We start from the raw sequence: 24,742 nt of genomic DNA, 5'->3' as shown, positions 1-24,742 counted from the left end.
CGCGGGTGGTAACACCCCGTTTGACGCGTGCCATAATCTAGTACTCCGCAATTTGTTAAAGCCGAAACTTCGTTTCGGAGCCTGTTCCGTCCCGTTCCCCCGGCCCAACCACCCACAGGGTACCTTAAATGGGTGGTTGGGCCGGGGGAGCGGGACGGAACAGGCTCCGAAACGAAGTTTCGGCTTTAACAAATTGCGGAGTACTAGATTATGGCACGCGTCAAACGGGGTGTTACCACCCGCGCCAAGCACAAGAACATTCTCGAACAGGCCAAGGGTTACCGGGGCCGTCGCAAGAACACCATCCGCGTCGCGCGGCAGGCGGTCGAAAAGGCCGGCCAGTATGCCTACCGCGATCGCAAGGTAAAGAAGCGCACCTTCCGCGCACTGTGGATCCAGCGTATCAACGCCGCCGTCCGCGCCGAAGGGCTGACCTATTCACAGTTCATCCACGGCGCGAAGCTGGCCGGTGTGACGCTCGATCGCAAGATCATGGCCGACCTCGCGATGAACGAAGGCGCCGCTTTCGCAACCGTGATCGCCGCAGCCAAGGCCGCGCTTCCAGCGGCATAAGCTTCGGCAAACGATTGAAAAAGGGCGTCGACCAGCCTGGTCGGCGCCCTTTTTCGTTTGTTTGCAGCACCGCATGCCGTGATCGATGGCCTAGCCTGCATTGCCGCTTTTGGAATCATTCATTTGTGATTAATCTCTTCGGCAACGGGTCGAAGGAATTGCTGCGAAGTGCCTAACGTCTGCGACGTCAGAGTGCGATTCTATCTGCCTTCCGAGGCATTGCGACCGCATTTCACAACCTTTTACATCACCGAAATCACCGTTCCCGACGGCGGCCGGGTGACCGATTGGTTGCATCCGGAATGGGCTAATTTGCGGATCTGTTCGGGCGATTTCTTCGATTCAGAACTGGCCGGATCGCGCTATGGAAAAGCCATGGCGCCGTTTACCGGGCCGACCAGCACCACCGTGCGCTTCACCGTGAGCACAGTGCGGTTTTGGGGTGTGGGGTTGCTACCGCTCGGCTGGGCACGGCTGATGGGGGTGCCAGCGCACGATTATGCCAACCGCATCTTCGACAGCCACGCCGAACCCGCGCTGGCGCCGTTCAGTTCGCTGATCGACGAGGTATTCGGCCCCGAACCCGACGAGGCAGCCGAACTGGCGCGGATCGAGGCGCACTTCGCCGCAAGGATGCACGGTCTGGTGCCCGATGAAGCACGCATCGTCGCTTGCCACGAAGCACTGGTCGACGAGGATATCTCCACCGTCGCCGAAATGGGTGAAGCTGCGGGCCTGCCGTCGCACACGCTCGAACGGTTGTGCCGCAAGCACTTCGGCTTCCCGCCCCGCCTGCTGCTGCGCCGCCAGCGCTTCATGCGTAGCTTGGCGCAATACATGCTGGACCCGTCGCTCCGCTGGATCGGCGCCATCGACAGCCATTACCACGATCAGGCCCAGTTCGTCCGGGACTTCCACGCCTTCATGGGCATGAGCCCGAGCGAATACGCCGGAATTCCGCACCCGGTGCTGGGCGGGGTGATGAAGGCACGCCAGGAGGCGGCAGGCGCGGCGGTTCAGGCGCTGCATTTGCCGGGCAGGGGTTGAATAGAGGCCCGCTTTACCGCTAGCGGCTGCGCCATGACTGACCTAGATCAACAACAGGCCGATACGCTGGCCGCACTTGCCGCCGCGACCACTCCCGATGCGGTGGAGGCAATCCGCGTGGGGGCGCTGGGCAAGGCCGGCTGGATCAGCGCGCTGCTCAAGGCGCTGGGCGGCATGACCCCCGAACAGCGCAGCGCCGAAGGCCCGCGCATCCACGCGGTGCGCGAAGCCGTTGGCGGCGCGATCACCGCGCGCAAGGCCGCGCTCGAAAGCGCCGAATTGGAAGCGCGGCTCGCAGCCGGACGCATCGACCTGTCGCTGCCGGCACCAACCACCCCGCGCGGTTCGATTCACCCGGTCAGCCAGGTGATGGACGAACTGGCCGAAATCTTCGCCGACATGGGCTTCGCGGTTTCGACTGGGCCCGAGATCGAGGACGACTGGCACAACTTCACTGCGCTCAACATGCCCGAAACGCACCCGGCGCGGGCGATGCACGATACTTTCTATTTCCCTGATGAAGATGAAGCGGGGCGCAAGATGCTGCTGCGCACGCACACCTCGCCGGTGCAGATCCGAACGATGCTGGCTGAAGGCGCGCCGCTGCGGATCATCGCGCCGGGCCGGGTCTATCGTTCGGACAGCGACGCCACGCACACCCCGATGTTCCACCAGGTCGAGGGGTTGGTGATCGATCGCGGCATCCACCTGGGGCACCTCAAGTGGACGCTCGAGACATTCCTCAAGGCGTTCTTCGAGCGTGACGACATCGTCTTGCGGCTGCGCCCGAGCTACTTCCCGTTCACAGAACCATCGGTGGAGGTCGACGTCGGCTACACGCTGGTCAACGGCCAAGATGGGAAAGCTCGGCGTGTGCTGGGCGGCACGGAAGGCTGGATGGAACTGCTCGGCAGCGGCATGGTCAACCGGCGCGTAATCGAAATGGGCGGGCTCGATCCCGACGAATGGCAGGGCTTTGCGTTTGGCGTGGGCGTCGATCGGCTGGCGATGCTCAAGTACGGGATGGATGATTTGCGCGCGTTCTTCGATGGCGATGCGCGGTGGCTCGGGCATTACGGCTTCGGCGCACTCGACGTGCCGACCTTGTCCGGCGGAACGGGAGTGCGGGCATGAAGTTCTCGCTCTCGTGGTTGAAGGACCACCTCGACACCACCGCCGACGTGACGCAGATCGCTGAAAAGCTCACCTCGCTGGGGCTGGAGATCGAAGGCGTGGATGACGCCTCGGCGGCGTTGTCCGCGTTCCGCGTGGCGCGCGTGCTGACGGCCGAGAAGCACCCGCAGGCAGACAAGCTGCAAGTGCTGTCGGTCGACGTCGGTTCCGGCCAGCCGTTGCAAGTCGTGTGCGGCGCCCCCAACGCCCGCGCGGGCATGATCGGCGTGCTGGGCCTGCCCGGCGCGGTAGTGCCGGCCAACGGCATGGAACTGCGCAAATCTGCCATTCGCGGAGTCGAATCGAACGGCATGATGTGCTCGACCCGCGAACTGGGCCTGGGCGAGGACCATGACGGGATCATCGAACTGCCCGCCGATGCGCCGATCGGCCAATCGTTCGCGGATTACCAGGGCAGCGACCCGGTGTTCGACGTGGCGATTACCCCCAACCGGCCCGATTGCATGGGCGTTTACGGCATCGCGCGCGATCTCGCGGCAGCGGGGCTGGGCACGCTCAAGCCGGTCGCGCCCGCGCGGCACGAGGGCAAATTCGCCTGTCCGACCGAAATCCGCACCGATGACCCCGAGGGCTGCCCGGCGTTCTACGGCCGCGTGATCCGCGGCGTGACCAACGGCGCCAGCCCCGAATGGATGCAGGCGCGGCTGAAATCGGCGGGACAGCGCCCGATCTCGGCGCTTGTCGACGTGACCAACTACGTGATGCTCGCCTATGGCCGCCCCGCGCACGCCTATGACCTGGCGCAGTTGTCGGGCGCGGTGGTTGCTCGGCGCGCCAGCGATGGCGAGGGCGTCACCACGCTCAACGGCAAGCATTCCCTGCTCGACCGCAGCATGACCGTGATCGCCGATGCCAACGGTGTCCACGACGTCGCGGGCATCATGGGCGGCGAGCATTCGGGGTGCTCCGAACACACCCGCGATGTGCTGCTCGAAGTCGCCTACTTCACACCCGCCAACATCGCGCGCACCGGGCAGGCGCTGGCGCTCACCTCGGACGCGCGCACCCGGTTCGAGCGCGGCGTGGACCCGGCGTTCCTCGACACCGGGCTCGACCTGCTCACCGCGCTGATCCTCGAGATCTGCGGCGGTGAGCCGAGCCAGGTGATCCGCGCGGGTACACCGCCGGCTGCGGCAAAGGTGGTCGGGTTCGATCCGGGGCTGACATTGCGGCTCGGCGGGATCGATGTGCCCCGACGCGAACAATTTCAAATATTGAACAAATTGGGTTTTCACGTCGGAATACTGACGAACGATGAGTTCGGCGAGTTCATGGCCGACAATCTCGACGGACGTTGGGATGTTATCGTCCCTACTTGGCGCGGCGATGTCGATGGCGCGCCCGATCTGGTCGAAGAAGTGGTGCGCGTCCACGGTCTCGATGCGGTGCCGTCCACGCCGCTGACCCGCGCAGATGGCGTGGCCAAGCCGACTGCCACCCCCGTCCAGCGGCTCGAACGCCGGGTGCGCCGTGCGGCGGCGGCGCGCGGGTTGAACGAGGCGGTGACGTGGTCGTTCCTGCCGCAAGCCGAGGCGGATGCCTTTGCGGACGGTAACGGTGGCCTCTGGAGCCTGACCAACCCGATCAGCGACGACATGAAGGTGATGCGCCCCTCATTGCTGCCCGGTCTGCTGATGGCGACGCGGCACAACCTGGCGCGCGGGCTCGATTCGCTGCGGCTGTTCGAGATCGGGCGGCGCTATCTGCGCGGCGATGGCGGCCATAGCGATGAACGGCTGACGCTCGGCGGCGTGTTGGCGGGCGAGAAATCACAGCGCGGCTGGCAGGCGGGCAGGGCCGTGCCTTTTGACGCCTTCGATGCCAAGGCCGAGGCGATGGCGCTGCTGGCTGAGGCGGGCGCGCCGGTCGATAACCTGCAAGTTTTGGGTGAGGCAGGATCGCAATTTCACCCCGGACAGTCGGGCACCTTGCGGCTTGGGCCGAAGACGGTGCTGGCGCGGTTCGGGATGCTGCACCCCGCGCTGCTCAAGCAGTTCGACATCGCCTCGCCCTTGGCCGCGTTCGAACTGTTCCTCGATTCCATCCCGGCGAAGAAGGGCGCTTCCGTCTTTGCACGTCCCGCCTACGCGCCGCCACCGCTCCAGCCGGTGCGCCGCGATTTCGCGTTCCTGGTGCCCGATACGCTGCCCGCCGCTGACCTGGTGCGCAGCGTTCGCGGCGCGGACAAGGTGGCGATTGTGGGCGCGCGGGTGTTCGATGCGTTCAAGGGCGCGGGTGTACCCGACGGGCAGAAGTCACTGGCCATCGAGGTCACGCTCCAGCCGGTCGACAAAAGCTTCGACGAAGCCGCGTTGAAGGCGATCGCCGAGCGCGTGGTTGCGGCCGCGGTCAAGCTGGGCGCGGTGCTGCGCGGGTAGGGAGCGACGATGGCTGATGACCTGATCAGCATCTCATCGGACAGCCTCACCGCGCGGATCAACCCGCTCGGCGCCGAATTGTGGTCGCTCACCGACTCGAGCGGTGCGGAATACATGACCGACGCTGATCCGGCGTATTGGATCGGCCACGCGCCGGTCCTGTTCCCGATCGTGGGCGCGGTGCGCGATGGGCGCTACCGGCTCGATGGGCGCGAATATGCGATACCCAAGCACGGTTTGGCGCGGGGTGCTCGGTTCGACGTGGTGGCGCAGGACGAGGCATCGGCCACATTGCGCTTCACCGACAGCGCGGCCTCACGCGCGGCTTATCCATTCGCATTCCAGCTCGATCTGGCCTTCGCTCTGGAAGGCATGACACTGCGGATGACGGCCATGGTCACCAACGCAGGCCCTGCGCCGCTGCCGTTCAGCTTCGGCTTCCACCCGGCGTTTGCGTGGCCCTTGCCCGGAGGCGCGGCCAAGGATGCGCACCGGCTTGTGTTCGAGTGCGATGAGCCCGCGCCGATCCGCCGCATCGATTCGGCGAGCGGCCTGTTGCTGCCCAATCCGCAGCCGACGCCGGTCGTGGGACGCGAACTCACACCCACGCCCGCACTGTTCGAACCCGACGCGCTGATCTGGGACCGGCTATCCAGCCGCGCCGCCAGTTTCGGCGCGGAGGGCGGTTCGTGGCTCGCTCTCGCCTGGCCCGATTGCCCGATGCTGGGCGTGTGGCAGAAGCCCGGCGCGGACTATCTGTGCATCGAACCGTGGGCGGGCATTGCCGATCCGGTGGGCCATGATGGCGATTTCCGCGCCAAGCCGGGGGTCATGGAACTGGCGCCCGGCGCCGCGCGCTCGTTCCGGATGGATGTGACCGTCAGGCCCGCCTGAATTTGGCCACACGTTTCGGGTTGGGGTGCAGGCTCCCGACCCGCTAGGACCGCCCGCATGACCGAACCTGCAGAAGTATCCGCGCTCGAACTCGCCGCACGCACCGCGATTGCCTATCGCCGCGAAACCGCCGCCGCCGAGCGCACTCCGGTGGCCGGTTACGCCGCGATCCACGCCGCCTTTGCCGCGCCGGTGCCCGAGCAAGGCGGCGATCCAGCCTCGATCATCGCCGAACTGACCGAACACGCCACCCCAGGCATCCGCGCGCAGACCGGGCCGCGCTTCTTTGGCTGGGTGATCGGAAATTCGCACCCGACCGGGGTAGCGGCCGACTGGCTCGCCTCGGCCTGGGGGCAGAACGCGGCCAATGTCAGCGCGGCGCCGGCGGCTTCGGCGGTGGAAGCGGTGGCGGCGGGGTGGTTGCTCGATCTGCTCGGTCTGCCGCGCGAATCGTCGGTCGGGTTCTCCACTGGCGCCACCGTGGCCAACACGATCTGCCTTGGCGCGGCGCGGAGCGAATTGCTGCGACGGCAGGGCTGGGACGTCGAGGCCGACGGGCTGTTCGGCGCGCCCGAACTGCCGGTGCTGATCGGCGCGGATGCGCACGCGACGGTGTTTGTCGGGCTCAAGCTGCTCGGGCTGGGCGCGCGACGGGTGGTGGCGGTGGCGAGCGACGATACCGGGCGGATGCTGCCCGATGCGCTGGCCGAGGCGGTGGCAGCGTGCGCGCGGCCGCCGCTGGTGATCGCGCAAGCCGGGCAGATCAACACGGGCGCTTGCGATCCGTTCGAAGCGATCGCGCCGATCGTCCGCGAGGCGGGTGGGTGGCTTCACGTCGATGGCGCATTCGGCCTGTGGGCGCAGGCTGCGCCGGCGCGGGCGCATCTGACGCGCGGGGTGGAACTGGCCGATAGCTGGGCGACAGACGGGCACAAGTGGCTGCAGACGCCCTATGATTGTGGCTTCGCGATCGTGCGCGATGCCGATGCGCACCGCCGCGCGATGGCGGTTTCGGCGAGCTACCTGCCGCCACCGGGCGAATTCGAGCGCGACCCTTCGGCCTATGTCCCCGAATTGTCGCGCCGCGCGCGCGGCTTTGCCACCTGGGCGATGATCCGACAATTCGGCCGCGCGGGGATCGCCGAGATGGTCGAAGGATGCTGCGCGATCGCGTCGCACATGGGCGACACCTTGGGGCGCGAGCAGGGCGTTACGCTGGTCAGCCCGGTCACGCTCAACCAGTTCATGTTGCGCTTCGACGATGACGACGCGGTGACGCTGGCGGTTGTCGCGGCGGTGCAGGCCGATGCGGTGGCCTATATCGGTTCGTCGCAGTGGCGCGGGCAATGGGTGATGCGCGTGTCGGTCTCATCGTGCGCGACGACGATGGCGGACGCGGACCTCACGATCGCCTCGGTGCTGCGCTGCCTGGCGCAAGTGCGCGGCGGTTAGCGCCGGCCGGTGTCGAGGAAGTCGGTGGCCGAAAATTTGGCCGGGGCGGGGACTTCGACAATCGGGTCGTCGCGATCATCGAATTCGGTGCGGAGCGCTTTGCTCATCACCGCGTGCATGTCGTACATGCAGGTGACGTACGTCAGTTCCAGGATTTGCTCGTCGGAAAAGGTCGCTTTCAACTCGGCGAACAGCGCATCGGGCACGCGGCCGCGGTGCATCACCAGCCGATCGGCATAAGCCAGCACCAGCCGTTCTTTGGCATCGAAGCAGATTGCGGTCTGCCATGTGGGAATCGCGGTAATCTTGTCCTCGCTCACGCCCGCGCCGCGCAACGACTTGCAATGCTGCGAGAAAACGAACTGGCTACCCACCGCCCAGCCGGCCCAGGTCTGTGCCAGTTCGCGCAAGGCCGGATCGATCTGTCGCGCAGGATCGCGGTAGAAGCCGAAGCCCTGCATCGCGTGCTTGAGCACATCGGGCGAATTGGCGAATGTCGGCCACCAATCGCCCGGCGTTCCGGTCGCGGTGCCCGGCTGGGTGACTGGATCGCGCTCCCCGAAAAGCAGCGCATAGGCGCGCTTGACGATGTCTGCGGTCGCCTCCGCGCGCGGGATCAGCCGCAGCCGGGGCATCAGGCGGATTCCGCCATCGCGGGCGCGTGGCGGACGTCTGCGGGGCCAAACTCCCGGGTACTTGCGGCGAATTCCATCATGATGCCGTTGGGGTCGGTAAAATAGACCGAGCGCACGAACACGCCTTCGTGCTTCGTGGCGCTGACGGTCGCCTCGCTATCGTCGTGGTTGACGACCATCGGCAGGACCTTGACCCCGGCCTGCTTCAGCCGCGCGATTGCGGCGTCGAGTTCGTCCTCGGCCATGTGAAACGCCAGGTGGTTCATCGATCCGACCGCGGTCATCGCATCGACGGGAAACTGACGGACCGATGCTATGCCGGGGGCTGCGGCCGGCGCGTCCTTCCACCAGAAGAACGCCACCGACGATCCGCCGCCGCAATCGAAGAAGAAATGCTGACCGCCGTCGGGCAATTGCACCGTCTTCACCAGCGGCATCTGGAGCACTTGCGTGTAGAATTTCACGGTTTCGACCATGTCGCGCGCGACCAGCGCGATGTGATTGATGCCCAGCGTCTTCATCGCGGCCTCTCCAGTCTCTCGGGATTGCCCCGCTTGGGCCGATGCTGCGCATTCCGTGGCATTTCGTCAAACGGATTGACCGGCGCCGCACCCTTTCCCCACCCTTGGCGATGTTCTAGGGCGCGGCCATGACATCCTCGCGCCGTACATTCGCCATCATCTCGCACCCCGACGCCGGCAAGACCACGCTGACCGAGAAGCTGTTGCTCCAGGGCGGCGCAATCCACCTTGCGGGCGAGGTAAAGGCGCGCGGCCAGGCAAGGCGCGCGCGGTCGGACTGGATGAAGATCGAGCAGCAGCGCGGGATTTCGGTGACGTCGAGCGTGATGACGTTCACCAGAGGTGACATCACCTTCAACCTGCTCGATACCCCGGGCCACGAGGATTTCTCTGAGGACACCTACCGCACGCTCACCGCGGTCGATTCGGCGGTGATGGTGATCGATGCGGCCAAAGGCATCGAACCGCAGACGCGCAAGCTGTTCGAAGTGTGCCGGATGCGCTCGGTGCCGATCATCACCTTCATCAACAAGGTCGATCGCGAAGGCCGGCCGGTGTTCGAGATTCTCGACGAAGTGGCCGATGCGCTCGCGCTCGACGTCAGCCCGCAATCGTGGCCGATCGGCATGGGCGGGCAGTTCGAAGGCGTGCTCGAATTCGCCACGGGCAAAGTCAGCCGGCCTACGGGCGACAGCCGCGAGTTCCTCGGCAAGATCGATGTGGACCCGGTGATGCCCGAGGAATTCGCCGAGGAAATCGAGCTCGGCCGGATCGGCTACCCCGAATTCGATCTTGAGGCCTTCCGCAGCGGCGACATGACCCCGGTGTTCTTCGGATCGGCGCTCAAGAATTTCGGCGTGGCGGACCTGATCGACGCCATCGCCAAATGGGCGCCGCCGCCGCGCCCGCAACCCAGCGAGCAGGGCGTGATCGCGCCCGATCGCGACGAGGTGACCGGCTTCGTGTTCAAGGTCCAGGCCAACATGGACCCGCAGCACCGCGACCGCATTGCCTTCATGCGGATGGTTTCGGGCACGTTCAAGCGCGGCATGAAACTGACGCCGTCGGGGCTGGGCAAGCCGATCGCGGTCCACTCGCCGATCCTGTTCTTCGCGCAGGACCGCGCACTGGCCGACACCGCCGAGGCCGGCGACATCATCGGCATCCCCAACCATGGCACGCTGCGGGTGGGCGATACGCTGAGCGAGCGCAACCAGGTGCGCTTCACCGGGCTGCCGAATTTTGCGCCAGAAATCCTGCGCCGCGTGCAGTTGAAGGACCCGACCAAGACCAAGCAATTGCGCAAGGCGCTCGACGATCTGTCCGAAGAGGGCGTGATCCAGGTGTTCTATCCCGAGATCGGCGCGCAGTGGATCGTCGGCGTGGTCGGGCAGTTGCAATTGGAAGTGCTGATCTCGCGGCTGGAGGCCGAATACAAGGTCGAGGCCGTGCTCGAACCATCGCCGTTCGACACCGCGCGCTGGATCAAGGGCAGCGATCTGGCGCTCAAGGGCTTCACCGACTTCAACAAGTCGAACCTGGCCAAGGACCGCGACGGCGACCCGGTGTTCATGGCGCGATCGGCCTGGGACGTCAGCTACCAACAGGAACGCAACCCGGAGCTGACGTTTAGCGCGACGAAGGAGCGATAGGCGATGAAGATCGCGGTGACCGGCAGCAGCGGCAAGCTCGGCTGCGTGGCGATGCGCGTGCTGAAGGCGGCGGGGCACCGGGTGACCGGGTTCGACCTCAGTGCCTCGACTTACGGCGATGCCACCGTACGGCTCGATTGCAGCGATTTCGGCGCAGTAATGGGCGCGCTGTCGGGCGTGGACGCGGCGGCGCGCGGATTCGATGCGGTGCTGCACCTCGCCGGCATTCCGATGCCCGGCACCACGACGGATGAGGCCGCGTTCCGGGTCAATACCATGAGCACTTACAACGTGTTCTCGGCGGCAGCGCGGCTGGGGATAAACAAGGTGGTCTGGGCGTCGAGCGAGACGATCCTTGGCCTGCCTTTCGCAGAGCCGCCCGAATTCGCGCCAGTGACTGAAGCGCATCCGCTGAAGCCGAACTGGTCTTACGCACTGTCGAAAGTGCTCGGCGAGGAAATGGCCGGGCAGTTCGCGCGCTGGCATCCGCAAATGGCGATCACCTCGCTGCGCTTCTCCAACGTCTATTCGGCGGAGGACTACGCAGCGATTCCGACGATCCAGGCCGATCCGGCCAGCCGCAAATGGAACCTGTGGGGCTATGTCGATGCCGAGGATGCCGCCGATGCCTGCCGGCTGGCTTTGGAGGCCACGCACACCGGCCACCGCGCACTGATCATCGCGGCGGCGGACAACGTGGCCGGCCAGGATTCGCGCGCGCTGATGGCCGAACATTTCCCGACCGTGCCGTTGGCCGACGACCTGACCGGCGACGCATCGCTGCTATCGAGCGCCGCAGCGCGCGAAGCGATCGGCTATGCGCCCAGCCGCTCGTGGCGCAACCGCTGCGGTGCGGCACAAGCCACGTAAGGCGTCCACTTCAATCCACCCAGTCGCGCCTCAGGCTGCGGCTGCCGAGCAGCATCAGCACGCCTGCCAGCACGTAAAGCCCCATCGCCGATGCTATGGCGTAGCGCAGCGCCTCGGCGCCGTACGTCGGGGCCAGCGCCTCGGACACCGCGCCGATGGTCCATGAGCCGAGGCCCAGCCCGATCAGGTTGTTGATCATCAGGAACGAGGCCGATGCGGTGGCGCGCATGTGCGCAGGCACCATGTGCTGGACCGCGGTGGTGACCGGGCCGAGCCAGGTGTAAACCAGCGCCTGCGGGATCAGGAAGAATAGGAACGTGGTGGTCGCGTTGTGCGAGAGGACGCCCGCCAGGTACAGCGGGGCTCCGCCGAAGAAGCACAGCGCGGGCAGGCGGGCGTACCAGCGTTTGTCCTTGCGGCCGAGCCGATCGGCCAGCACACCGCCGGCAAACATCCCGCTGACCCCGCCGATCAGCAGGATCGCGCCGAAGAACCGGCCGGTTTCGAGCACGCTCAGCCCGTACGACCGCTGCATCAGGCTCGGCAGCCAGAACCCGGCACCATAGCCTGCGGTCGAACTCGACGCGGCGCCGAAGGCGAGCAGCCAGAAGCTCGGCTTGGCGGCCAGGATCGGGAATACGCGGGCAACCGGCACCGAGCCCGCAGCGAGCACCGGGCGTGGCTTGTCGCGCACCAGCCAGCGGAAGAATGGCGCGATCACGATGCCGGCAAGCCCCACCGCTACGAAGGCGGTGCGCCAGTCGACCGCTTGCGCGATCCACGAGCCGAGCAGCATCCCGCCCGCCGCGCCGAGCGGGATGCCGAGTGAATAGATCGCCAGCGCGCGGGCGCGGCGTTCGGGCGGGAAATAGTCGGAAATGATCGCATAGCTGGGCGCCACGCCGCCAGCTTCGCCCACCCCCACGCCCAGCCGGAACAGGAACATCTGGGTGAACGACTGCGCGGTGCCGCACAGCGCGGTAAAGCCGCTCCACACCACCAGCGATACTGTGATGACCCAGCTTCGGCTGGTGCGGTCGGCCAGCAGCGCAAGCGGGATCGCCAAGGTGGAATAGAGCGCAGCGAAAGCCAGTCCGCCCAGCATGCCGAGCTGCGTGTCGGTCAGGTGGAGATCGGCCTTCACGCCTTGCGCCAGGATCGACAGGATCTGCCGATCGAGGAAGTTGAAGGTATAGACCAGCAACAGCATGGCCAGCACGATTCCGGGTTGGGGCTGGGATTGCGGGCGAGCGCTGGCGGTGGTTTCCATTGCGACCACTTGTGGCGGGGTTGCTTCTGCATGGCAAGCAGGCTGCAAAGTTCGGTGCGGACACTTGCATTCCAACCTGCGAGGCGCGACTGACTGCTGCCATGACCATGCTCGGACCCACCTCGCAAAGCTTCATCTCGCAGCGGCTGCGGCTGCATTACGTCGACTGGGGCAATGCGGATAAAACGCCGCTGCTGCTGGTGCACGGCGGGCGCGATCATTGCCGCAACTGGGACTGGGTGGCGCAGGCCTTGCGCGACGATTGGCACTGCGTGGCGATGGATCATCGCGGGCATGGCGACAGCGAATGGGTATCCGACGGCAATTATACCGCGACCGACATGATCTACGATGTCGTGCAGATGATCCGGCAACTGGACAAGTCGCCGGTGACGATCGTGGCGCATTCGATGGGCGGCAACGTGTGCCTGCGCGTGGCGGCGCTGTTTCCCGAACTGGTGAGCAAGCTGGTGGTGATCGAGGGGTTGGGGCCTTCGCCCGCGGTCCAGGCCGAGACCGAAAAGACGCCTTACCGCGAACGCCTGCGCGAATGGGTCGAAAAGAAGCACAAGTCGGCAGGCCGTGTGCCGCGCCGCTATGCCACGATCGAACAGGCGCTGGCGCGGATGCGCGAGGAAAACACCTACCTTACCGAAGCGCAGGCGCGGCACCTGACGGTGCACGGCGTCAACCGCAACGAGGACGGGACCTATAGCTGGAAGTTCGATCCGCACCTCAATAACTGGCAGCCGCACGATGCCGAACGCGTGGGGATCGAGGATATGTGGAGCGCAATCAAATGCCCGACGCTGCTGCTTTACGGCGCCGATAGCTGGGCCTCGAACCCCGCGAAGGACGGCCGGTTGCGGCATTTCCACAGCGCCGAGATCATCGAGTTCGAGAACGCCGGGCACTGGCTGCACCATGACCAGTTCGACCGCTTCGTCACCACGCTCAGGGAGTTCCTGTGATGGATTTCTTCGATGCCCTGAACGACAGCCACTGCGCGATGATCGCCAAACAAAGCGTGTTCTTCGTCGCCACCGCCGCGGCCGAGGGGCGGATCAACCTCAGCCCCAAGGGCTATGACAGCTTCCGCGTACTGGGGCCCAAGCGCGTGGCGTGGTTCGACATGGGTGGTTCGGGCAACGAAACTCACGCGCACCTTATGGCCGACGGGCGGATCACCGTGATGATGACCAATTTCGAACAGCCCGCGCTGATCCTGCGCATTTATGGCCGGGCCCGCCCGGTGCTGCCGCAGGACGCCGACTGGGATGAGCTGGCCGCGCACTTCGACCTGCTGCGCGGCACCCGCCAGATCTTCGACATGACGGTCGAGAGCGTGCAGTCCAGTTGTGGCTGGGGCGTTCCGCTGATGACCGTGACCAAGGAGCGCGAAGCGCTCGCGAAATACCACGCGCAGGCCGATGAAGCGAAGTGGATGGCCAAGACCGGCGGCCGCACCCGCAGCATCGACGGACTGCCGACGCGGCCGACCGAGCGGTTCATCGAAGGCAATTGACTCCGGAACCAAATCCCGCAGCCGCAGCTTCCAGAGGCGTGACGCGCCTGACTTTTGCCAGCTACAACATCCACAAGGCGGTGGGCGGCGACCGCCGTCGCAATCCCGAACGCATCCTCGAGATCCTGCGCGAGATCGATCGCGAACACGGCGCCGACGTGATTGCGCTGCAGGAAGTCGATATGCGCTTCGGCACGCGCGAATCGGTGATTCCGCGCCGGCTGCTCGAAGACCACAGCCCGTGGCGAGCGGTTTCTCCGCGAACACGCCATGCCAGCCTGGGGTGGCACGGCAACGTGCTGCTGGTGCGCCGCGAGATCGAGACGATCGGGGTGGAGGCGATCGCCTTGCCCACGCTCGAACCGCGCGGCGCTATCTGCGCGGAACTGGCGCACAAGGGCCGGCGATTCCAGGTGGCCGCGATGCATCTCGATCTGTCGGGCCTGCGGCGGCGGCACCAGATCGAAGCGGTCTGCGCGCACCTGCATCGCGATGGCGCGCGGCCCTCGGTGGCGATGGGCGATCTCAACGAATGGTCTCCCCGGCGCGGCGCGCTGGGCGCATTCGGCCCCAAGCTGACGGTTCTGGCGCCCGGCCACAGCTTTCCCGCGCGCCGGCCGATCGCGCAGCTCGACCGGATCGTGACCACGCCGCACTGGCACGTCGAAGCGCTCGGCGTCCATGCCAGCGCATTGGCGCAAGGTGGGTCGGACCACTTGCCGGTATGGGCGAAGCTGACGCTGGTTGCTGCCTAAAAACTAGGCAACATTCGCATTTTGCCCAAGACTCGGGCGGGCGGCGCAACGCCGTTGCGCGCAGCACCTTCTACCATTCGCTGAAATTGCGGGATTCCCCTCAAATGGCACAAGCCTTGCTTTTGTCCTGATGCCGGCATGCGCCGGATACGTAGCGCCCGTTCGGTGTGACCGTATTGTGGCCAAACATTAAACAGGGGGCGTGAATGAAATTCGTCATCGCCATCATCAAGCCGTTCAAGCTCGACGAAGTGCGTGAAGCGCTTTCGTCGCTGGGCGTTGCCGGGATGACGGTGTCCGAGGTGAAGGGGTTCGGCCGACAGAAGGGCCAGACCGAGATCTATCGCGGCGCCGAGTATTCGACCAACATGTTGCCCAAGGTTAAGATCGAAATCGCCACGAGCGACGAACTGGCACCGCAAGTGGTCGAAACCATCCTGCACGCTGCCAGCACCGACGCGATCGGCGATGGCAAGGTTTTCGTGCTCGATCTGGCTTCGGCCACCCGCATCCGCACCGGCGAAACGGGCGACACGGCCCTGTGACGACCAGCGCCACCATTCATGTGAGGGGTACCACAATGATCCGCAAACTGATTTGCGGCGCGGGCGCACTGGGCACATCGCTCATTGTTTCCACCGCCGCTTTTGCCCAGGACGCAGCCGCGTCCGCTTCCGCCGCTGCTTCTGGCGTGGCGACGGCCGCTGCCGCCGCCGCTCCCAAGCTGATCGAGACGCCGACCGCCGAGCAGATGGCCACCATGGTCAACAAGGGCGATGTAAGCTGGATGCTCGTTTCGTCGGCCTTGGTGCTGATGATGAGCGTGCCCGCGCTCGCGCTGTTCTACGGCGGCCTGGTGCGCACCAAGAACATGCTCAGCGTGCTGATGCAGGTGTTCATGATCGTGTCGATCGCCGCGCTGGTGTGGTGCGGCTGGGGCTATTCGATGGCCTTCACCGGCGGTTCGCCGTTCGTGGGCGGGCTTTCCAAGGCCTTCCTCAAGGGCGTGAGCACTTCGACTTACGCCGCCACGTTCTCGAACAACGTGTACCTGCCCGAATACGTCTACGTGATCTTCCAGATGACGTTCGCGTGCATCACCCCGGCACTGATCGTCGGCAGCTTCGCCGAACGCGTGAAGTTCTGGCCGCTGATGGTGTTCATGGTGCTGTGGATGACGATCGTCTATTTCCCGATCGCGCACATGGTGTGGTACTTCGCCGGCCCCGACTTCCTGGCCAAGGCACCGACCGACGCGGGCTACCTTTATGGCCTCGGCGCGCTCGATTTCGCCGGCGGCACCGTCGTTCACATCAATGCGGGCATCGCCGGCCTGGTCGGCTGCCTGATGATCGGCAAGCGCATCGGGTTCGGCCGTGAAGCCACCCCGCCGCACTCGTTGACCATGACCATGATCGGCGCCTCGCTGTTGTGGGTGGGCTGGTTCGGCTTCAACGCCGGTTCCAACCTCGAAGCCAACGGCGGCGCTGCGCTGGCCTTCATCAACACCTTCGTGGCGACCGCGGCTGCCGCCTTCAGCTGGGCGATGGTCGACCAGATCAAGCACGGCAAGCCTTCGATGCTGGGTGCGGCTTCGGGTGCGGTGGCGGGTCTCGTCGCCATCACCCCGGCGTCGGGTTATGCCTCGCCGATGACCTCGATCATCATGGGTCTGCTGGTGTCGCCGCTGTGCTTCATCTTCGTCTCCACCGTGAAGAATGCGTTCAAGTACGACGATACGCTCGACGTGTTCGGCGTCCACTGCATCGGCGGGATCTTCGGGGCGCTGGCCACCGGTATCGTCGCAGCGCCTTCGCTCGGCGGTGCCGGATGGATCGACTACACGAAGTTCCCCGCGGTTCCCGGCACTTACGATATGTCCGGGCAGATGCTGACCCAGCTCAAGGCGGTGCTGATCACGCTGGTGTGGTCTGGCGGCGTCTCGGCGGTTCTGTTCTTCGCCATCGACAAGCTGCTGGGCCTGCGCCCGACCGAGGACTCCGAACGCGAAGGCCTCGATATCACCGAACACGGCGAACGCGCCTACAACTACTGAGTTACACAGTTACCCAGCTTGGCGGGGTTTGGGGAAGCGATCCTCTCCCTCTCTACCCGAACCCCGCCAAACCATGTTCCTCCTGCGAACATACTACGGCCGGAGTGCTCACGCGCTCCGGCCGCTTTTTGTTTACCGCGAGCGCAGCCGTTTGAACGCCTCGCGGCACCAACCGGCGATCAACTGGTACGCCGGATCGCGCAAATGCACGCGTCCGCCCGCTGCCTCGAACCAGTAGCCGCTGGGGTCATTGGCAAACGTGGCGTCGGAATAGTCGGCAAAGTTGAAGTACGATCCCGCGCGGCGCACATTGACCACTGCATCGGCGCCCATCGCACGGTAATTGGCCAGGAACGCGGCGTCGACGGTGGCCATGGTCTGGTTCTGCGTCAGGCCGGGCTGGCGCGGGATGCTGGTCAGCAACACGATCCGCCAGCCGGGATGCGCAAGCCTTCGCGCTGCGATGTAGTCGGCTGCGTCCTGTATCGTCTGCGCCGCGGTCCGCCCGGCATTGAACACGCTGTTGGTGGTTTCCCAGGCGAACAATACGTTCTTTTTCGCCGCATCGAACGCCGCATCGACCGCGGACGACGTCCCGCCGTCGAGCCCGTTCATCTGCCGCCAGTTGCGCCCGCTGCCGCCCAGGTTGGACACGCTCGCCAACCCGGGCACCAGCGCAGCGAATGCGGTGGGCAGCGGGGTGGACGTCGCGCCCACCCCTTGCACCAGCGAATTGCCGTCGAACACCACCTTGACCGTGGCCGAGGCCTTCAGCGGCGGGACCGAAAAGCGCCGCATCAGGCGAAGCCCAGCGTCTGCGGCTGTACCACTTCCTGCGGCTCGTCACCCAGGCCACCGCCCCACAAGTCCTCGCTGGCCACGCCGGTCCAGGTGTAGATCGTGGTCCAGGTCGATCCGCCATCCTTCGAGACTTCGGCAAACACATTGCCCGAACCCTTGCGGACGCGCGCCAGGTCGTTGGCCGCGATCGCCACCCCCGTTTGTGCTCCAACGCCGCCCCCGCCGTTGCTCACGATCGTCCAATTGCCGGCAAAGCCATTGGTGTACATCGCGTACTTGAAGGTGGTGTAGTTGGCGTTGGTGCCCAGCGTGCTCACGGCCTGAAGCCCGAGCATGAAGCCGCCGCTAGCGCCGAGCGATCCGACCTTGGCCTGGATGTACCCGCTCGCTGTGGCAGCCGCCAGTCTGGTGCCAGTCACGCCATAGCCGAAGCCACTGCCGAAGTTGCCCCCGCCGGCCGCCGGTCCATAGTTGAAGCCGCCGCCGCCATTGGCCGTTTCGACCATCGCGGCATTCTTGGTGACGAACTGCGCGAAAGCCGCCGACGCCGTCGCAGTCACCGCGCCCGATGTGTTCGAGCCGGTCGCGCTCGATCCGTTGGCGTTGGTCGCGGTCACTGTCACGCGCAAGGTGTGTCCCACGTCGCCCGCCACCGGGGTGTAACTCGACGCGGTCGCGCCGCCGATCGTGGCCGACGTATCGGCATAGAACCATTGGTAGGTGAAGCCGGTCGGGCTGCCGTTCCAGGTGCCGGTGGTGACGGTAACCGAGTTGCCTTGCGTGGGCGATGTCGTCGACAGCGCGGGCGCGACGGTGTTGACCGGTGCGGCCGCGGCCACCGCCGCGCTCGACGTGTTGGACACGGCCGCTGCCGATCCATTGGCGTTGGTGGCGGTGACGGTGCACTTGAGCGTGTGCCCGACGTCGCCGGCAACGGGCGTGTAGCCCGCTGTCGTGGCCCCGCTGATCGCGGCGGAGGTATCGGCATAAGCCCACTGGTATGCGAACCCGGTAGGGTTGGCGGTCCAGGTGCCGGTGGTGACGCTGATCGCCGATCCGACTACGACCGTGGTGGTCGAAAGCGCCGGCGCGACGGTGTTGGAAGGTGCCGGCGGCGCGACCGTTGCGGCAGTGACGTTGGATGGCGCCGAAACCGAGCCAGAGCCGTTGGTGGCGGTTACGATGCATTTGAGCGTGTGGCCCACGTCGCCCGCAATCGGTGTGTAGCCCGCTGCCGTCGCGCCGGAAATGGCCGCGTTGGTATCGGTGTAGAACCACTGATAGGTGAACCCGGTCGGGCTGTTCGACCAGGTGCCGGTGGTCACGCTCAGCGCGCTGCCGGTGGTCGCGGTGGTGCTCGACAGCGTGGGCGCCACGGTGTTGGCCGGTGCGCCAGTGGTGGCAACCGGAACCGCGAATGCCGCAACCGCGCCGGCATTTTCACCGTCGCTGCTGGCGAGTGGATTGGCAGTGGGCGGGGTGTAGGCCAGCGCCACCGCATCGGTGCTCGCCATCGTGCGGCTGGTGGTCAGCGTGATGGTCGAGCCGGAAATAACCACGCTCGATACGGTCTGCGTGCCGCCAGAATTGGTCAGCGCGAAAGCCGCAGCGGCCGGAACCTGCGCGGCGTTGAGTGCCTTCGAATAAGTCAGCGCCACGGTGTTCTGCCCGCTGTTCGCGCTGGCCCCGGTCAGCACGGGAGCGGCGACCGGGTTGATCACCTGGACCACGCTGTAGGTATAATCGAGCCCGTCGAACCGCATCTGCAGGTAGTTCACAGTGCCTGCGGTGTTGAGATAGCCGGCCGACCCGCCCCATTCCTTGAACCCGGTGAAGCTGGGCGGATTGATCCCATCGGCCACCAGCGAGGTCTCGACCGTAGCGCCAAGCACCGCGCCGGCGGTGTTGGCGGAAAACGACACCGCGTTGCGCACCTGCTGGCGCGGCATCTGCGCATTCTGCGTGAACGGCACTGTGCTGGCGAAAGCGATGGCGATCGGCAGGTTGGCGCTTCCGGCCGGACCTTGCGGGCCAGCGGGTCCGGCGGGGCCAACAGCGCCCGCCGCGCCGGCACTACCGGCGGCACCAGACACGCCTTGCGGCCCCGCCGCGCCGGTCGGGCCGGCGGGGCCGGTTGCACCTGCTGGGCCTTGCGGTCCCTGCGGGCCTGCTGGGCCGGCCGGTCCCTGTGCGCCCGAACCCGAGCCTGGTGGTTGAAGCAGATAGGCCATGGTGGGTGCCCCTCAGTTGTTCAGGAAATAGGTGGCGGTGGCGGTGGTGCCGGTGGCCTTGATCTGCACCGGCGCGAACGGCAGCACGTTGACCCCGGACAGCACCGGCACCACGATCGTGGCGCCGTTGCCGAAGGCCATCACGACATTGCCCGCGACGGTAACGAGCAGCGTCAGGCCCAGCCGGGGCGCGATAAACGTGGCGCTGTCACTGGGCGTGACCGCGCCAGGTGCGGTGATGGCCGCGCTGTTGGCGTCGGCTGCGGGCAGCGGGTGTGTGGGATCGACCGCAACGGCATCGCTGCCGATGGCGCCGAAGGCCATCGATATGAGCGGAGCAAAGCCCGCGGGAACCTGAATCGTGTTGGGCATCGCTCTGCACTCCTTCGAAAACGTCGATCGAACTGGCCGGACTCGGACGGCAACCGATCGCGCGATCTAGGATCGGGCAAAGCGTGTAGGACAGCGGAGATGAAACCCATCAAGGCGCATGGGGCCGTGAGGCAGGGTCAGGTCGGGCTGGGCGTCCTGGCCAGATGCTCATCGCGCAGCGTTGATTTCAGGATCTTGTTCGCGCCGCTGAGCGGCATCGGCAGCTCGCGGATTTCGATCGAGCGCGGGCACTTGTAGTGCGCGATCCGCTCCCGGCAGTGCGCGATCAGCGCTTCGGGCGTGGTGGCGGCACCGGCCTTGAGCGTCACCACGGCGTGAACCGATTCGCCCCAGTGCGGGTGCGGCAGCCCCAGCACCGCGCATTGCGATACCGCCGAATGGAGGCTGAGCACGTTCTCGACCTCCTGCGAATAGACGTTCTCGCCGCCGCTGATGATCATGTCCTTCAACCGGTCGACTACGTAGAGATAGCCGGCGGAATCGAAGTATCCGATGTCGCCGGTGTGCATCCAGCCGTTGCGCAGCGCCTCTGCGGTCAGTGCAGGGCGGTTCCAGTAGCCTTGCATCACGTTCGGCCCGCGCGCGACGATTTCGCCCGCTTCGCCGGCGGCGAGCGGCTGGTCATCAGGGCCGAAGACGGCGACTCGCGCGAACAGCACAGGCCGCCCAGCCGAGCGCAAGACTCCGCTGGCCCGCCGTTCGGGCAAGTGATCGCGCCAGCCCAGCATCGTGACCACCGGTGACAATTCGGTCATGCCGTAGGATTGCACGAAGCGGGCGCCCGGCAACGCGCGCATCATCTCGTCGAGCAGCGCTTCGGGCATCGGCGCCGAACCGTAGGAGATCACCTGCAAGCTGGGCAAAGTGCTGCCGGCCAGCGCCTGATCATCCAGCATGGCGCGGAACATCGTCGGCACGAACGTGGCGTGCGTAATGCCGCTGCGCTCGATTTCGGCGATGACATCAGCGGCCACGAAACGCGGCAGGAACACATGGCAACCCGCCGCATGAGTCACCGAAAACAGCCGCGCCGCCGCCGCGACGTGGAACAATGGGCCGTGATGGAGGTGGACGGTCTGCTCCGACAAGCCCAGTTCCGAAACAGTGTTCGCGGTGTTGGCGATGAAGTTGGTGTGGCTCAGCATCACGCCCTTGGCCGCGCTGGTGGTGCCGCTGGTATAGAGCAGGCAGGCCAGATCATCGCCGCTGCGGCCCGCGTCGGGCACCGGCCGCGCGTCTGCAAGCGCGCTTTCGTACGATGCCATGCCCACCGGGGCCGTTCCGTCACCGGCTTGGACGACACTGCGCACGCTGTCCACGCCGGCGCGCAAATCGGTTGCCATCGCGGCGAAGTCTTCGCCCAGCACGATCAGGTCGGGCGCGCAGTCGGCCACTTGCGCGGCGAGTTGGCCCCGCGACAGCCGGTGGTTGAGCGGTACGATCACGCCGCCCGCCCACATCGCGGCGTAAAAGCATTCGAGCGAGCGATGGCTGTTGAGCGCCAGCAGCAGCACCCGTCCGCCGTGGGTCAGCCCGTGGCTTTGGAACGCGCCGGCGAGCCGGGCCACGCGATCGGCGAACCGGTTCCAGGTGAAGCTGCGCTCGCCGTCGATCACGGCCAGGTGCTCCGGCCGCAACATCCGCCCGCGATGGATTCCCTGAGTCAGTCCCGGCATGGCCGATGCTTGCGATTGTGGCGCGTCCAACAGGTTTTCCCCTTTTTCAAGTTGCGGACCATGCGCATCGCGCCTGCCAAATTCAACGCTTTGTGCATTTGGTGACCGAGCCGCACCCGATCCGCCCTCGACATCGGCACGCGCTGCGCCTACGCGCGCGCTCCCCTGAATTGCCCAGCGTCCCGGAAGGCCTCCCCCATTCCTGCCAACTCGCCATCCGCCGCCATGGGCTTCGATTTCGGCACGACCAATTCGGTTGCGGCCATTTCGAGCGCCGCCGGCACATCGCAGCTCGTCGACCTGGCGGGGCCCGATGGCGCAAGCCCGGTGTTCCGATCGGCGCTGTGCTACTGGCAGGACGGCGCGATGCGCGGCGGGCTGGAACACGCCGCGGGGCCATGGGCGATCGCCGAATTTCTCGATGATCCGCAGGGCTGCCGCTTCCTGCAATCGTTCAAATCGGTGGCCGCCAGCAGCACGTTCGACCAGGCGCAGATTTTCGGCAAGGCGCTCAAATTCGAAGATCTTGGCCAGACCTTCCTGCGCCACCTGATCGCGCATGGCGGCGATGCGCTGGCAAACCTGCCCGAACGCGTGGTGGTCGGCCGCCCGGTCCGATACGTGGGCGGGCGGCCCGATCCGGCGCTGGCGCGGCAGCGCTACGATCGCATGTTCGCATTGTTCGGGCGCGAATTGCATTACGTCTATGAACCGCTCGGCGCCGCGTTCAGCTTCGCTTCGCGGCTGACTAGACCGGCCACGCTGCTGGTTGCCGACTTCGGGGGCGGAACCAGCGATTTCTCGATCGTGCGCGTAGCCGAACCCGGCGCGCGAAAGCGTTGCACACCGCTTGGTGCGACGGGCATCGGCATTGCGGGCGATCGCTTCGATTACCGGATCATGGATCAGTTGGTGCTGCCGATGCTGGGCAAGGGCGGCAGCTACCGCTCGTTCGGCAAGACGCTCGACATCCCGGCCGGCTATTTCACCGATTTCGGCGATTGGGCGCGGCTGGCGCTGATGCGCAACCGTCGCACGCTCGATGCGCTCGAAAACTTGCGCCGCACTGCGATCGATGGCGCGGCGATCGGGCGGATGATCGCTGTGGTCGAGAACGAACTGGGCTATCCGCTTTACGATGCGGTCGGCACGCTCAAGCAGCAGCTTTCGGCGGGGACTTCGGCGCAATTCCGCTTTGAAGGCGCAGGGCTGGCAGTCGAGGCCGATGTGTCGCGCGCGGCGTTCGAGGGCTGGATCGCCGAGGACTTGCGCCGCATCGCCGAAACGCTCGACCAGGCAATCGCCTCTGCCGGGTTGACGTCCGAGGCGATCGACCACGTGTTCCTGACCGGCGGATCGTCGCTGATCCCGGCGGTGCGGCGGATTTTCGAGGAGCGGTTCGCCGCGCACAAGATCGAAAGCGGCAACGAATTGACCTCGATCGCGCATGGCCTGGCGTTGATCGGGCTGGAGCCGGACATTGCCGCATGGGCGGCGCCGGTCGACGATGAGAACGCCTGAACCGATCTTGCGGACTTGCGCCTGCCGCAGCGCGCGCCATATGGCAATCGTGCCCTGCCGGATCCGACCGGCTTGAAGGAGTGCATCGATTGAACCACGCATCAGCCTTCGCGCGCGCTGTCGACCTACCCCAGACGATGCCGGCGGCGCTGCTGCGCGGCGTGAAAGGCAAATGCCCGCGGTGCGGCGAGGCGAAGCTGTTCCGCGCCTATCTCAAGCCGATCGATGCGTGCCCCGCTTGCGGGCAAGATTGGACCCCGCAATGCGCCGATGATTTTCCGGCCTACATTTCGATCCTGGTTTCGGGCCACCTGATGGCGCCGGTGATCGTGGGGCTGGTGCTCGCTCCGGCGCTGCCGGCCTGGCTGGCGGGGGCGATCATCGTTGCCTTCGCGCTGGTGCTGACCGTGGGCCTGCTGCAACCGGCCAAAGGCGCGGTGATCGCCGGCCAGTGGTGGCTGGGGATGCACGGCTTCAAGCCCGATCGCCTGAAGACGAGCGTCAGCCAGACCTGATCGGACCAAGCTTCAGTGCGCCACTCCCGCGCGCTGCGGAATGCGCCACAGGCACAACGCGATTGCGATCACGAGCACCAGCGTCGCCATGTCGCGCCCCAGGTCCAGCCCGCCCTGCGCCAGCGGCTTGTCGAGGAAATCGCCTACAGTCGCGCCGAGCGGTCGGGTGAGGATGAACGCCGCCCAGAACAGCGCCACGCGGCTGATGGCGGTTTTCCAATACAGCAGCGCGATCACTGCCAGCAGGGCGCCGAACAACGCCGCGCTGCCGAGATAGCCGAGCGGGGTTTCATCGGCGGTCCAGTCGCCCAACGCGGTGCCGAGCGTCTGCGAGAAGGTGATCGTCACCCAGTAGAATATCTCGGCTTTCGGCTCGCTCACGCTGGCAACCGAGACTGTTCCCAAGGTCAGCCGCCAAGCAGCCAGCGAAGCCACCACGCAAGCCAGCAGGATCGCCGAACCACCGGTATAGCCGATGCCCAGGTCACGATCGAAGAAGTCGGCCAACGCAGTTCCGGCCGTGGTCGAGGCGATTATCGTGCCCCAATAGAGCAGCGGGTGGAACCGCCGGGCCCGGATCTGCGCGGCAACCAGCACCGCCAGCGGCGTCAGGAACAGGCCGATGCCGGCAAGGTAGCCCATCTTGTATTGCTGGGTGAACAAGTCCGCCCCGGTTTCGCCCAGCGTGGTGGCGAGCACCTTGATCACCCAGAAGCCGAGCGTCACCGCCGGAACCTTGCTGAGTGCGGCCTGAATCCGGTCTTCGCGGGTCATCATCAACCT

Annotated in this window: 23 protein-coding genes; 15 read left to right on the top strand and 8 right to left on the bottom strand. The window is 66.0% G+C overall.

Translation table 11 applies throughout. The features are described from left to right. The first annotated feature begins 210 nt into the window (after positions 1–210). The 6 genes from rplT (at position 211) to Q0R16_RS19305 (ending at position 7,538) form a co-directional block, all read left to right on the top strand. Positions 211–573 (top strand): 50S ribosomal protein L20, encoded by a 363-nt coding sequence (rplT, locus tag Q0R16_RS19330; protein WP_295640243.1) that lies wholly within the window; start codon positions 211–213, stop codon positions 571–573. A gap of 279 nt (positions 574–852) precedes the next feature. Next, positions 853–1,620, top strand: a complete 768-nt coding sequence (locus Q0R16_RS19325; RefSeq protein ID WP_295640240.1) for a helix-turn-helix domain-containing protein — start codon at positions 853–855, stop codon at positions 1,618–1,620. 33 nt (positions 1,621–1,653) lie between these two features. Next, a complete protein-coding gene (pheS, locus tag Q0R16_RS19320) occupies positions 1,654–2,754 on the top strand; it encodes a phenylalanine--tRNA ligase subunit alpha (RefSeq protein WP_295640237.1) in 1,101 nt (366 codons plus the stop codon). Further along, a complete protein-coding gene (gene pheT / locus Q0R16_RS19315; protein WP_295640234.1) occupies positions 2,751–5,192 on the top strand; it encodes a phenylalanine--tRNA ligase subunit beta in 2,442 nt (813 codons plus the stop codon). Before pheS ends, pheT begins: the two co-directional genes overlap by 4 nt. A gap of 9 nt (positions 5,193–5,201) precedes the next feature. Then, positions 5,202–6,086, top strand: coding sequence for an aldose 1-epimerase family protein (locus Q0R16_RS19310; RefSeq protein ID WP_295640231.1), 885 nt, complete (start codon positions 5,202–5,204; stop codon positions 6,084–6,086). 57 nt (positions 6,087–6,143) lie between these two features. Next, positions 6,144–7,538 (top strand): pyridoxal-dependent decarboxylase, encoded by a 1,395-nt coding sequence (locus Q0R16_RS19305; protein WP_295640228.1) that lies wholly within the window; start codon positions 6,144–6,146, stop codon positions 7,536–7,538. On the opposite strand, the gene Q0R16_RS19300 is transcribed toward Q0R16_RS19305, so the two are convergent. Then, complete coding sequence (locus tag Q0R16_RS19300; protein ID WP_295640225.1) at positions 7,535–8,173, bottom strand: carboxymuconolactone decarboxylase family protein; 639 nt, start codon at positions 8,171–8,173, stop codon at positions 7,535–7,537. The two genes, Q0R16_RS19305 and Q0R16_RS19300, sit on opposite strands and share 4 nt — an antisense overlap. Then, positions 8,173–8,694, bottom strand: coding sequence for a VOC family protein (locus tag Q0R16_RS19295; RefSeq protein ID WP_295640222.1), 522 nt, complete (start codon positions 8,692–8,694; stop codon positions 8,173–8,175). Before Q0R16_RS19295 ends, Q0R16_RS19300 begins: the two co-directional genes overlap by 1 nt. A gap of 128 nt (positions 8,695–8,822) precedes the next feature. Here Q0R16_RS19295 and Q0R16_RS19290 point away from each other — a divergent pair, with 128 nt between their 5' ends. Further along, on the top strand, positions 8,823–10,346 hold the full coding sequence (locus Q0R16_RS19290; protein WP_295640219.1) for a peptide chain release factor 3: 1,524 nt from the start codon (positions 8,823–8,825) through the stop codon (positions 10,344–10,346). 3 nt (positions 10,347–10,349) lie between these two features. Next, positions 10,350–11,216 carry an NAD(P)-dependent oxidoreductase gene (locus Q0R16_RS19285; protein ID WP_295640216.1) on the top strand — a complete coding sequence of 289 codons (867 nt, stop codon included), beginning with the start codon at positions 10,350–10,352 and terminating at the stop codon, positions 11,214–11,216. 10 nt (positions 11,217–11,226) lie between these two features. Here Q0R16_RS19285 and Q0R16_RS19280 read toward each other — a convergent pair whose 3' ends face one another. After that, positions 11,227–12,486 carry an MFS transporter gene (locus Q0R16_RS19280; RefSeq protein WP_295640213.1) on the bottom strand — a complete coding sequence of 420 codons (1,260 nt, stop codon included), beginning with the start codon at positions 12,484–12,486 and terminating at the stop codon, positions 11,227–11,229. 101 nt (positions 12,487–12,587) lie between these two features. On the opposite strand from Q0R16_RS19280, the gene Q0R16_RS19275 reads away from it, so the two are divergent. The 5 genes from Q0R16_RS19275 to Q0R16_RS19255 all read left to right on the top strand — a co-directional run bounded on the left by Q0R16_RS19275 (position 12,588) and on the right by Q0R16_RS19255 (position 16,822). After that, positions 12,588–13,457: an alpha/beta hydrolase gene (locus tag Q0R16_RS19275; RefSeq protein ID WP_295640210.1), complete on the top strand. Its 870-nt coding sequence runs from the start codon at positions 12,588–12,590 to the stop codon at positions 13,455–13,457. Then, a complete protein-coding gene (locus Q0R16_RS19270; protein WP_295640208.1) occupies positions 13,454–14,011 on the top strand; it encodes a pyridoxamine 5'-phosphate oxidase family protein in 558 nt (185 codons plus the stop codon). Before Q0R16_RS19275 ends, Q0R16_RS19270 begins: the two co-directional genes overlap by 4 nt. Before the next feature lie 38 nt (positions 14,012–14,049). Then, positions 14,050–14,766: an endonuclease/exonuclease/phosphatase family protein gene (locus Q0R16_RS19265; protein ID WP_295640205.1), complete on the top strand. Its 717-nt coding sequence runs from the start codon at positions 14,050–14,052 to the stop codon at positions 14,764–14,766. Between the two features lie 206 nt (positions 14,767–14,972). After that, complete coding sequence (locus Q0R16_RS19260; protein WP_295640202.1) at positions 14,973–15,311, top strand: P-II family nitrogen regulator; 339 nt, start codon at positions 14,973–14,975, stop codon at positions 15,309–15,311. A 35-nt stretch (positions 15,312–15,346) separates the two neighbouring features. Then, positions 15,347–16,822 (top strand): ammonium transporter, encoded by a 1,476-nt coding sequence (locus tag Q0R16_RS19255; protein ID WP_295640199.1) that lies wholly within the window; start codon positions 15,347–15,349, stop codon positions 16,820–16,822. 132 nt (positions 16,823–16,954) lie between these two features. Here the strand turns inward: Q0R16_RS19255 and Q0R16_RS19250 are convergent, their stop codons facing one another. The 4 genes from Q0R16_RS19250 to Q0R16_RS19235 all read right to left on the bottom strand — a co-directional run bounded on the left by Q0R16_RS19250 (position 16,955) and on the right by Q0R16_RS19235 (position 21,887). Beyond that, a complete protein-coding gene (locus Q0R16_RS19250) occupies positions 16,955–17,620 on the bottom strand; it encodes a hypothetical protein (RefSeq protein ID WP_295640196.1) in 666 nt (221 codons plus the stop codon). Beyond that, the gene (locus tag Q0R16_RS19245; protein WP_295640193.1) at positions 17,620–19,854 is read right to left on the bottom strand and encodes a SwmB domain-containing protein; all 2,235 of its coding nucleotides are present in this window, start codon (positions 19,852–19,854) and stop codon (positions 17,620–17,622) included. The genes Q0R16_RS19250 and Q0R16_RS19245 overlap by 1 nt, the downstream gene beginning before the upstream one ends. A 12-nt stretch (positions 19,855–19,866) precedes the next feature. Beyond that, a complete protein-coding gene (locus Q0R16_RS19240; RefSeq protein ID WP_295640190.1) occupies positions 19,867–20,226 on the bottom strand; it encodes a hypothetical protein in 360 nt (119 codons plus the stop codon). Positions 20,227–20,363: 137 nt separating this feature from the next. Continuing rightward, complete coding sequence (locus Q0R16_RS19235) at positions 20,364–21,887, bottom strand: AMP-binding protein (protein ID WP_295640187.1); 1,524 nt, start codon at positions 21,885–21,887, stop codon at positions 20,364–20,366. A 261-nt stretch (positions 21,888–22,148) separates the two neighbouring features. On the opposite strand from Q0R16_RS19235, the gene Q0R16_RS19230 reads away from it, so the two are divergent. Then, on the top strand, positions 22,149–23,444 hold the full coding sequence (locus tag Q0R16_RS19230; protein WP_295640182.1) for an Hsp70 family protein: 1,296 nt from the start codon (positions 22,149–22,151) through the stop codon (positions 23,442–23,444). A gap of 89 nt (positions 23,445–23,533) precedes the next feature. Beyond that, positions 23,534–23,959 carry a DUF983 domain-containing protein gene (locus Q0R16_RS19225; protein WP_295640179.1) on the top strand — a complete coding sequence of 142 codons (426 nt, stop codon included), beginning with the start codon at positions 23,534–23,536 and terminating at the stop codon, positions 23,957–23,959. A gap of 12 nt (positions 23,960–23,971) precedes the next feature. Here Q0R16_RS19225 and Q0R16_RS19220 read toward each other — a convergent pair whose 3' ends face one another. Continuing rightward, a complete protein-coding gene (locus tag Q0R16_RS19220; RefSeq protein WP_366858059.1) occupies positions 23,972–24,736 on the bottom strand; it encodes a hypothetical protein in 765 nt (254 codons plus the stop codon). Positions 24,737–24,742: the final 6 nt, after the last annotated feature.

Origin of the sequence: Novosphingobium sp. (assembly GCF_025351285.1) — a bacterium.
Lineage (GTDB): Bacteria > Pseudomonadota > Alphaproteobacteria > Sphingomonadales > Sphingomonadaceae > Novosphingobium.
This window is presented reverse-complemented; position numbering and strand designations above follow the sequence as displayed.

Coding starts and splice junctions, on each gene's coding strand:
- rplT (WP_295640243.1), top strand. CDS start 211: ATGGCACGCGTCAAACGGGGTGTTACCACCCGCGCCAAGCACAAGAAC.
- pheS (WP_295640237.1), top strand. CDS start 1,654: ATGACTGACCTAGATCAACAACAGGCCGATACGCTGGCCGCACTTGCC.
- pheT (WP_295640234.1), top strand. CDS start 2,751: ATGAAGTTCTCGCTCTCGTGGTTGAAGGACCACCTCGACACCACCGCC.
- Q0R16_RS19310 (WP_295640231.1), top strand. CDS start 5,202: ATGGCTGATGACCTGATCAGCATCTCATCGGACAGCCTCACCGCGCGG.
- Q0R16_RS19305 (WP_295640228.1), top strand. CDS start 6,144: ATGACCGAACCTGCAGAAGTATCCGCGCTCGAACTCGCCGCACGCACC.
- Q0R16_RS19300 (WP_295640225.1), bottom strand. CDS start 8,173: ATGCCCCGGCTGCGGCTGATCCCGCGCGCGGAGGCGACCGCAGACATC.
- Q0R16_RS19295 (WP_295640222.1), bottom strand. CDS start 8,694: ATGAAGACGCTGGGCATCAATCACATCGCGCTGGTCGCGCGCGACATG.
- Q0R16_RS19290 (WP_295640219.1), top strand. CDS start 8,823: ATGACATCCTCGCGCCGTACATTCGCCATCATCTCGCACCCCGACGCC.
- Q0R16_RS19285 (WP_295640216.1), top strand. CDS start 10,350: ATGAAGATCGCGGTGACCGGCAGCAGCGGCAAGCTCGGCTGCGTGGCG.
- Q0R16_RS19280 (WP_295640213.1), bottom strand. CDS start 12,486: ATGGAAACCACCGCCAGCGCTCGCCCGCAATCCCAGCCCCAACCCGGA.
- Q0R16_RS19275 (WP_295640210.1), top strand. CDS start 12,588: ATGACCATGCTCGGACCCACCTCGCAAAGCTTCATCTCGCAGCGGCTG.
- Q0R16_RS19260 (WP_295640202.1), top strand. CDS start 14,973: ATGAAATTCGTCATCGCCATCATCAAGCCGTTCAAGCTCGACGAAGTG.
- Q0R16_RS19255 (WP_295640199.1), top strand. CDS start 15,347: ATGATCCGCAAACTGATTTGCGGCGCGGGCGCACTGGGCACATCGCTC.
- Q0R16_RS19250 (WP_295640196.1), bottom strand. CDS start 17,620: ATGCGGCGCTTTTCGGTCCCGCCGCTGAAGGCCTCGGCCACGGTCAAG.
- Q0R16_RS19245 (WP_295640193.1), bottom strand. CDS start 19,854: ATGGCCTATCTGCTTCAACCACCAGGCTCGGGTTCGGGCGCACAGGGA.
- Q0R16_RS19240 (WP_295640190.1), bottom strand. CDS start 20,226: ATGCCCAACACGATTCAGGTTCCCGCGGGCTTTGCTCCGCTCATATCG.
- Q0R16_RS19235 (WP_295640187.1), bottom strand. CDS start 21,887: ATGTTGCGGCCGGAGCACCTGGCCGTGATCGACGGCGAGCGCAGCTTC.
- Q0R16_RS19230 (WP_295640182.1), top strand. CDS start 22,149: ATGGGCTTCGATTTCGGCACGACCAATTCGGTTGCGGCCATTTCGAGC.
- Q0R16_RS19220 (WP_366858059.1), bottom strand. CDS start 24,736: ATGATGACCCGCGAAGACCGGATTCAGGCCGCACTCAGCAAGGTTCCG.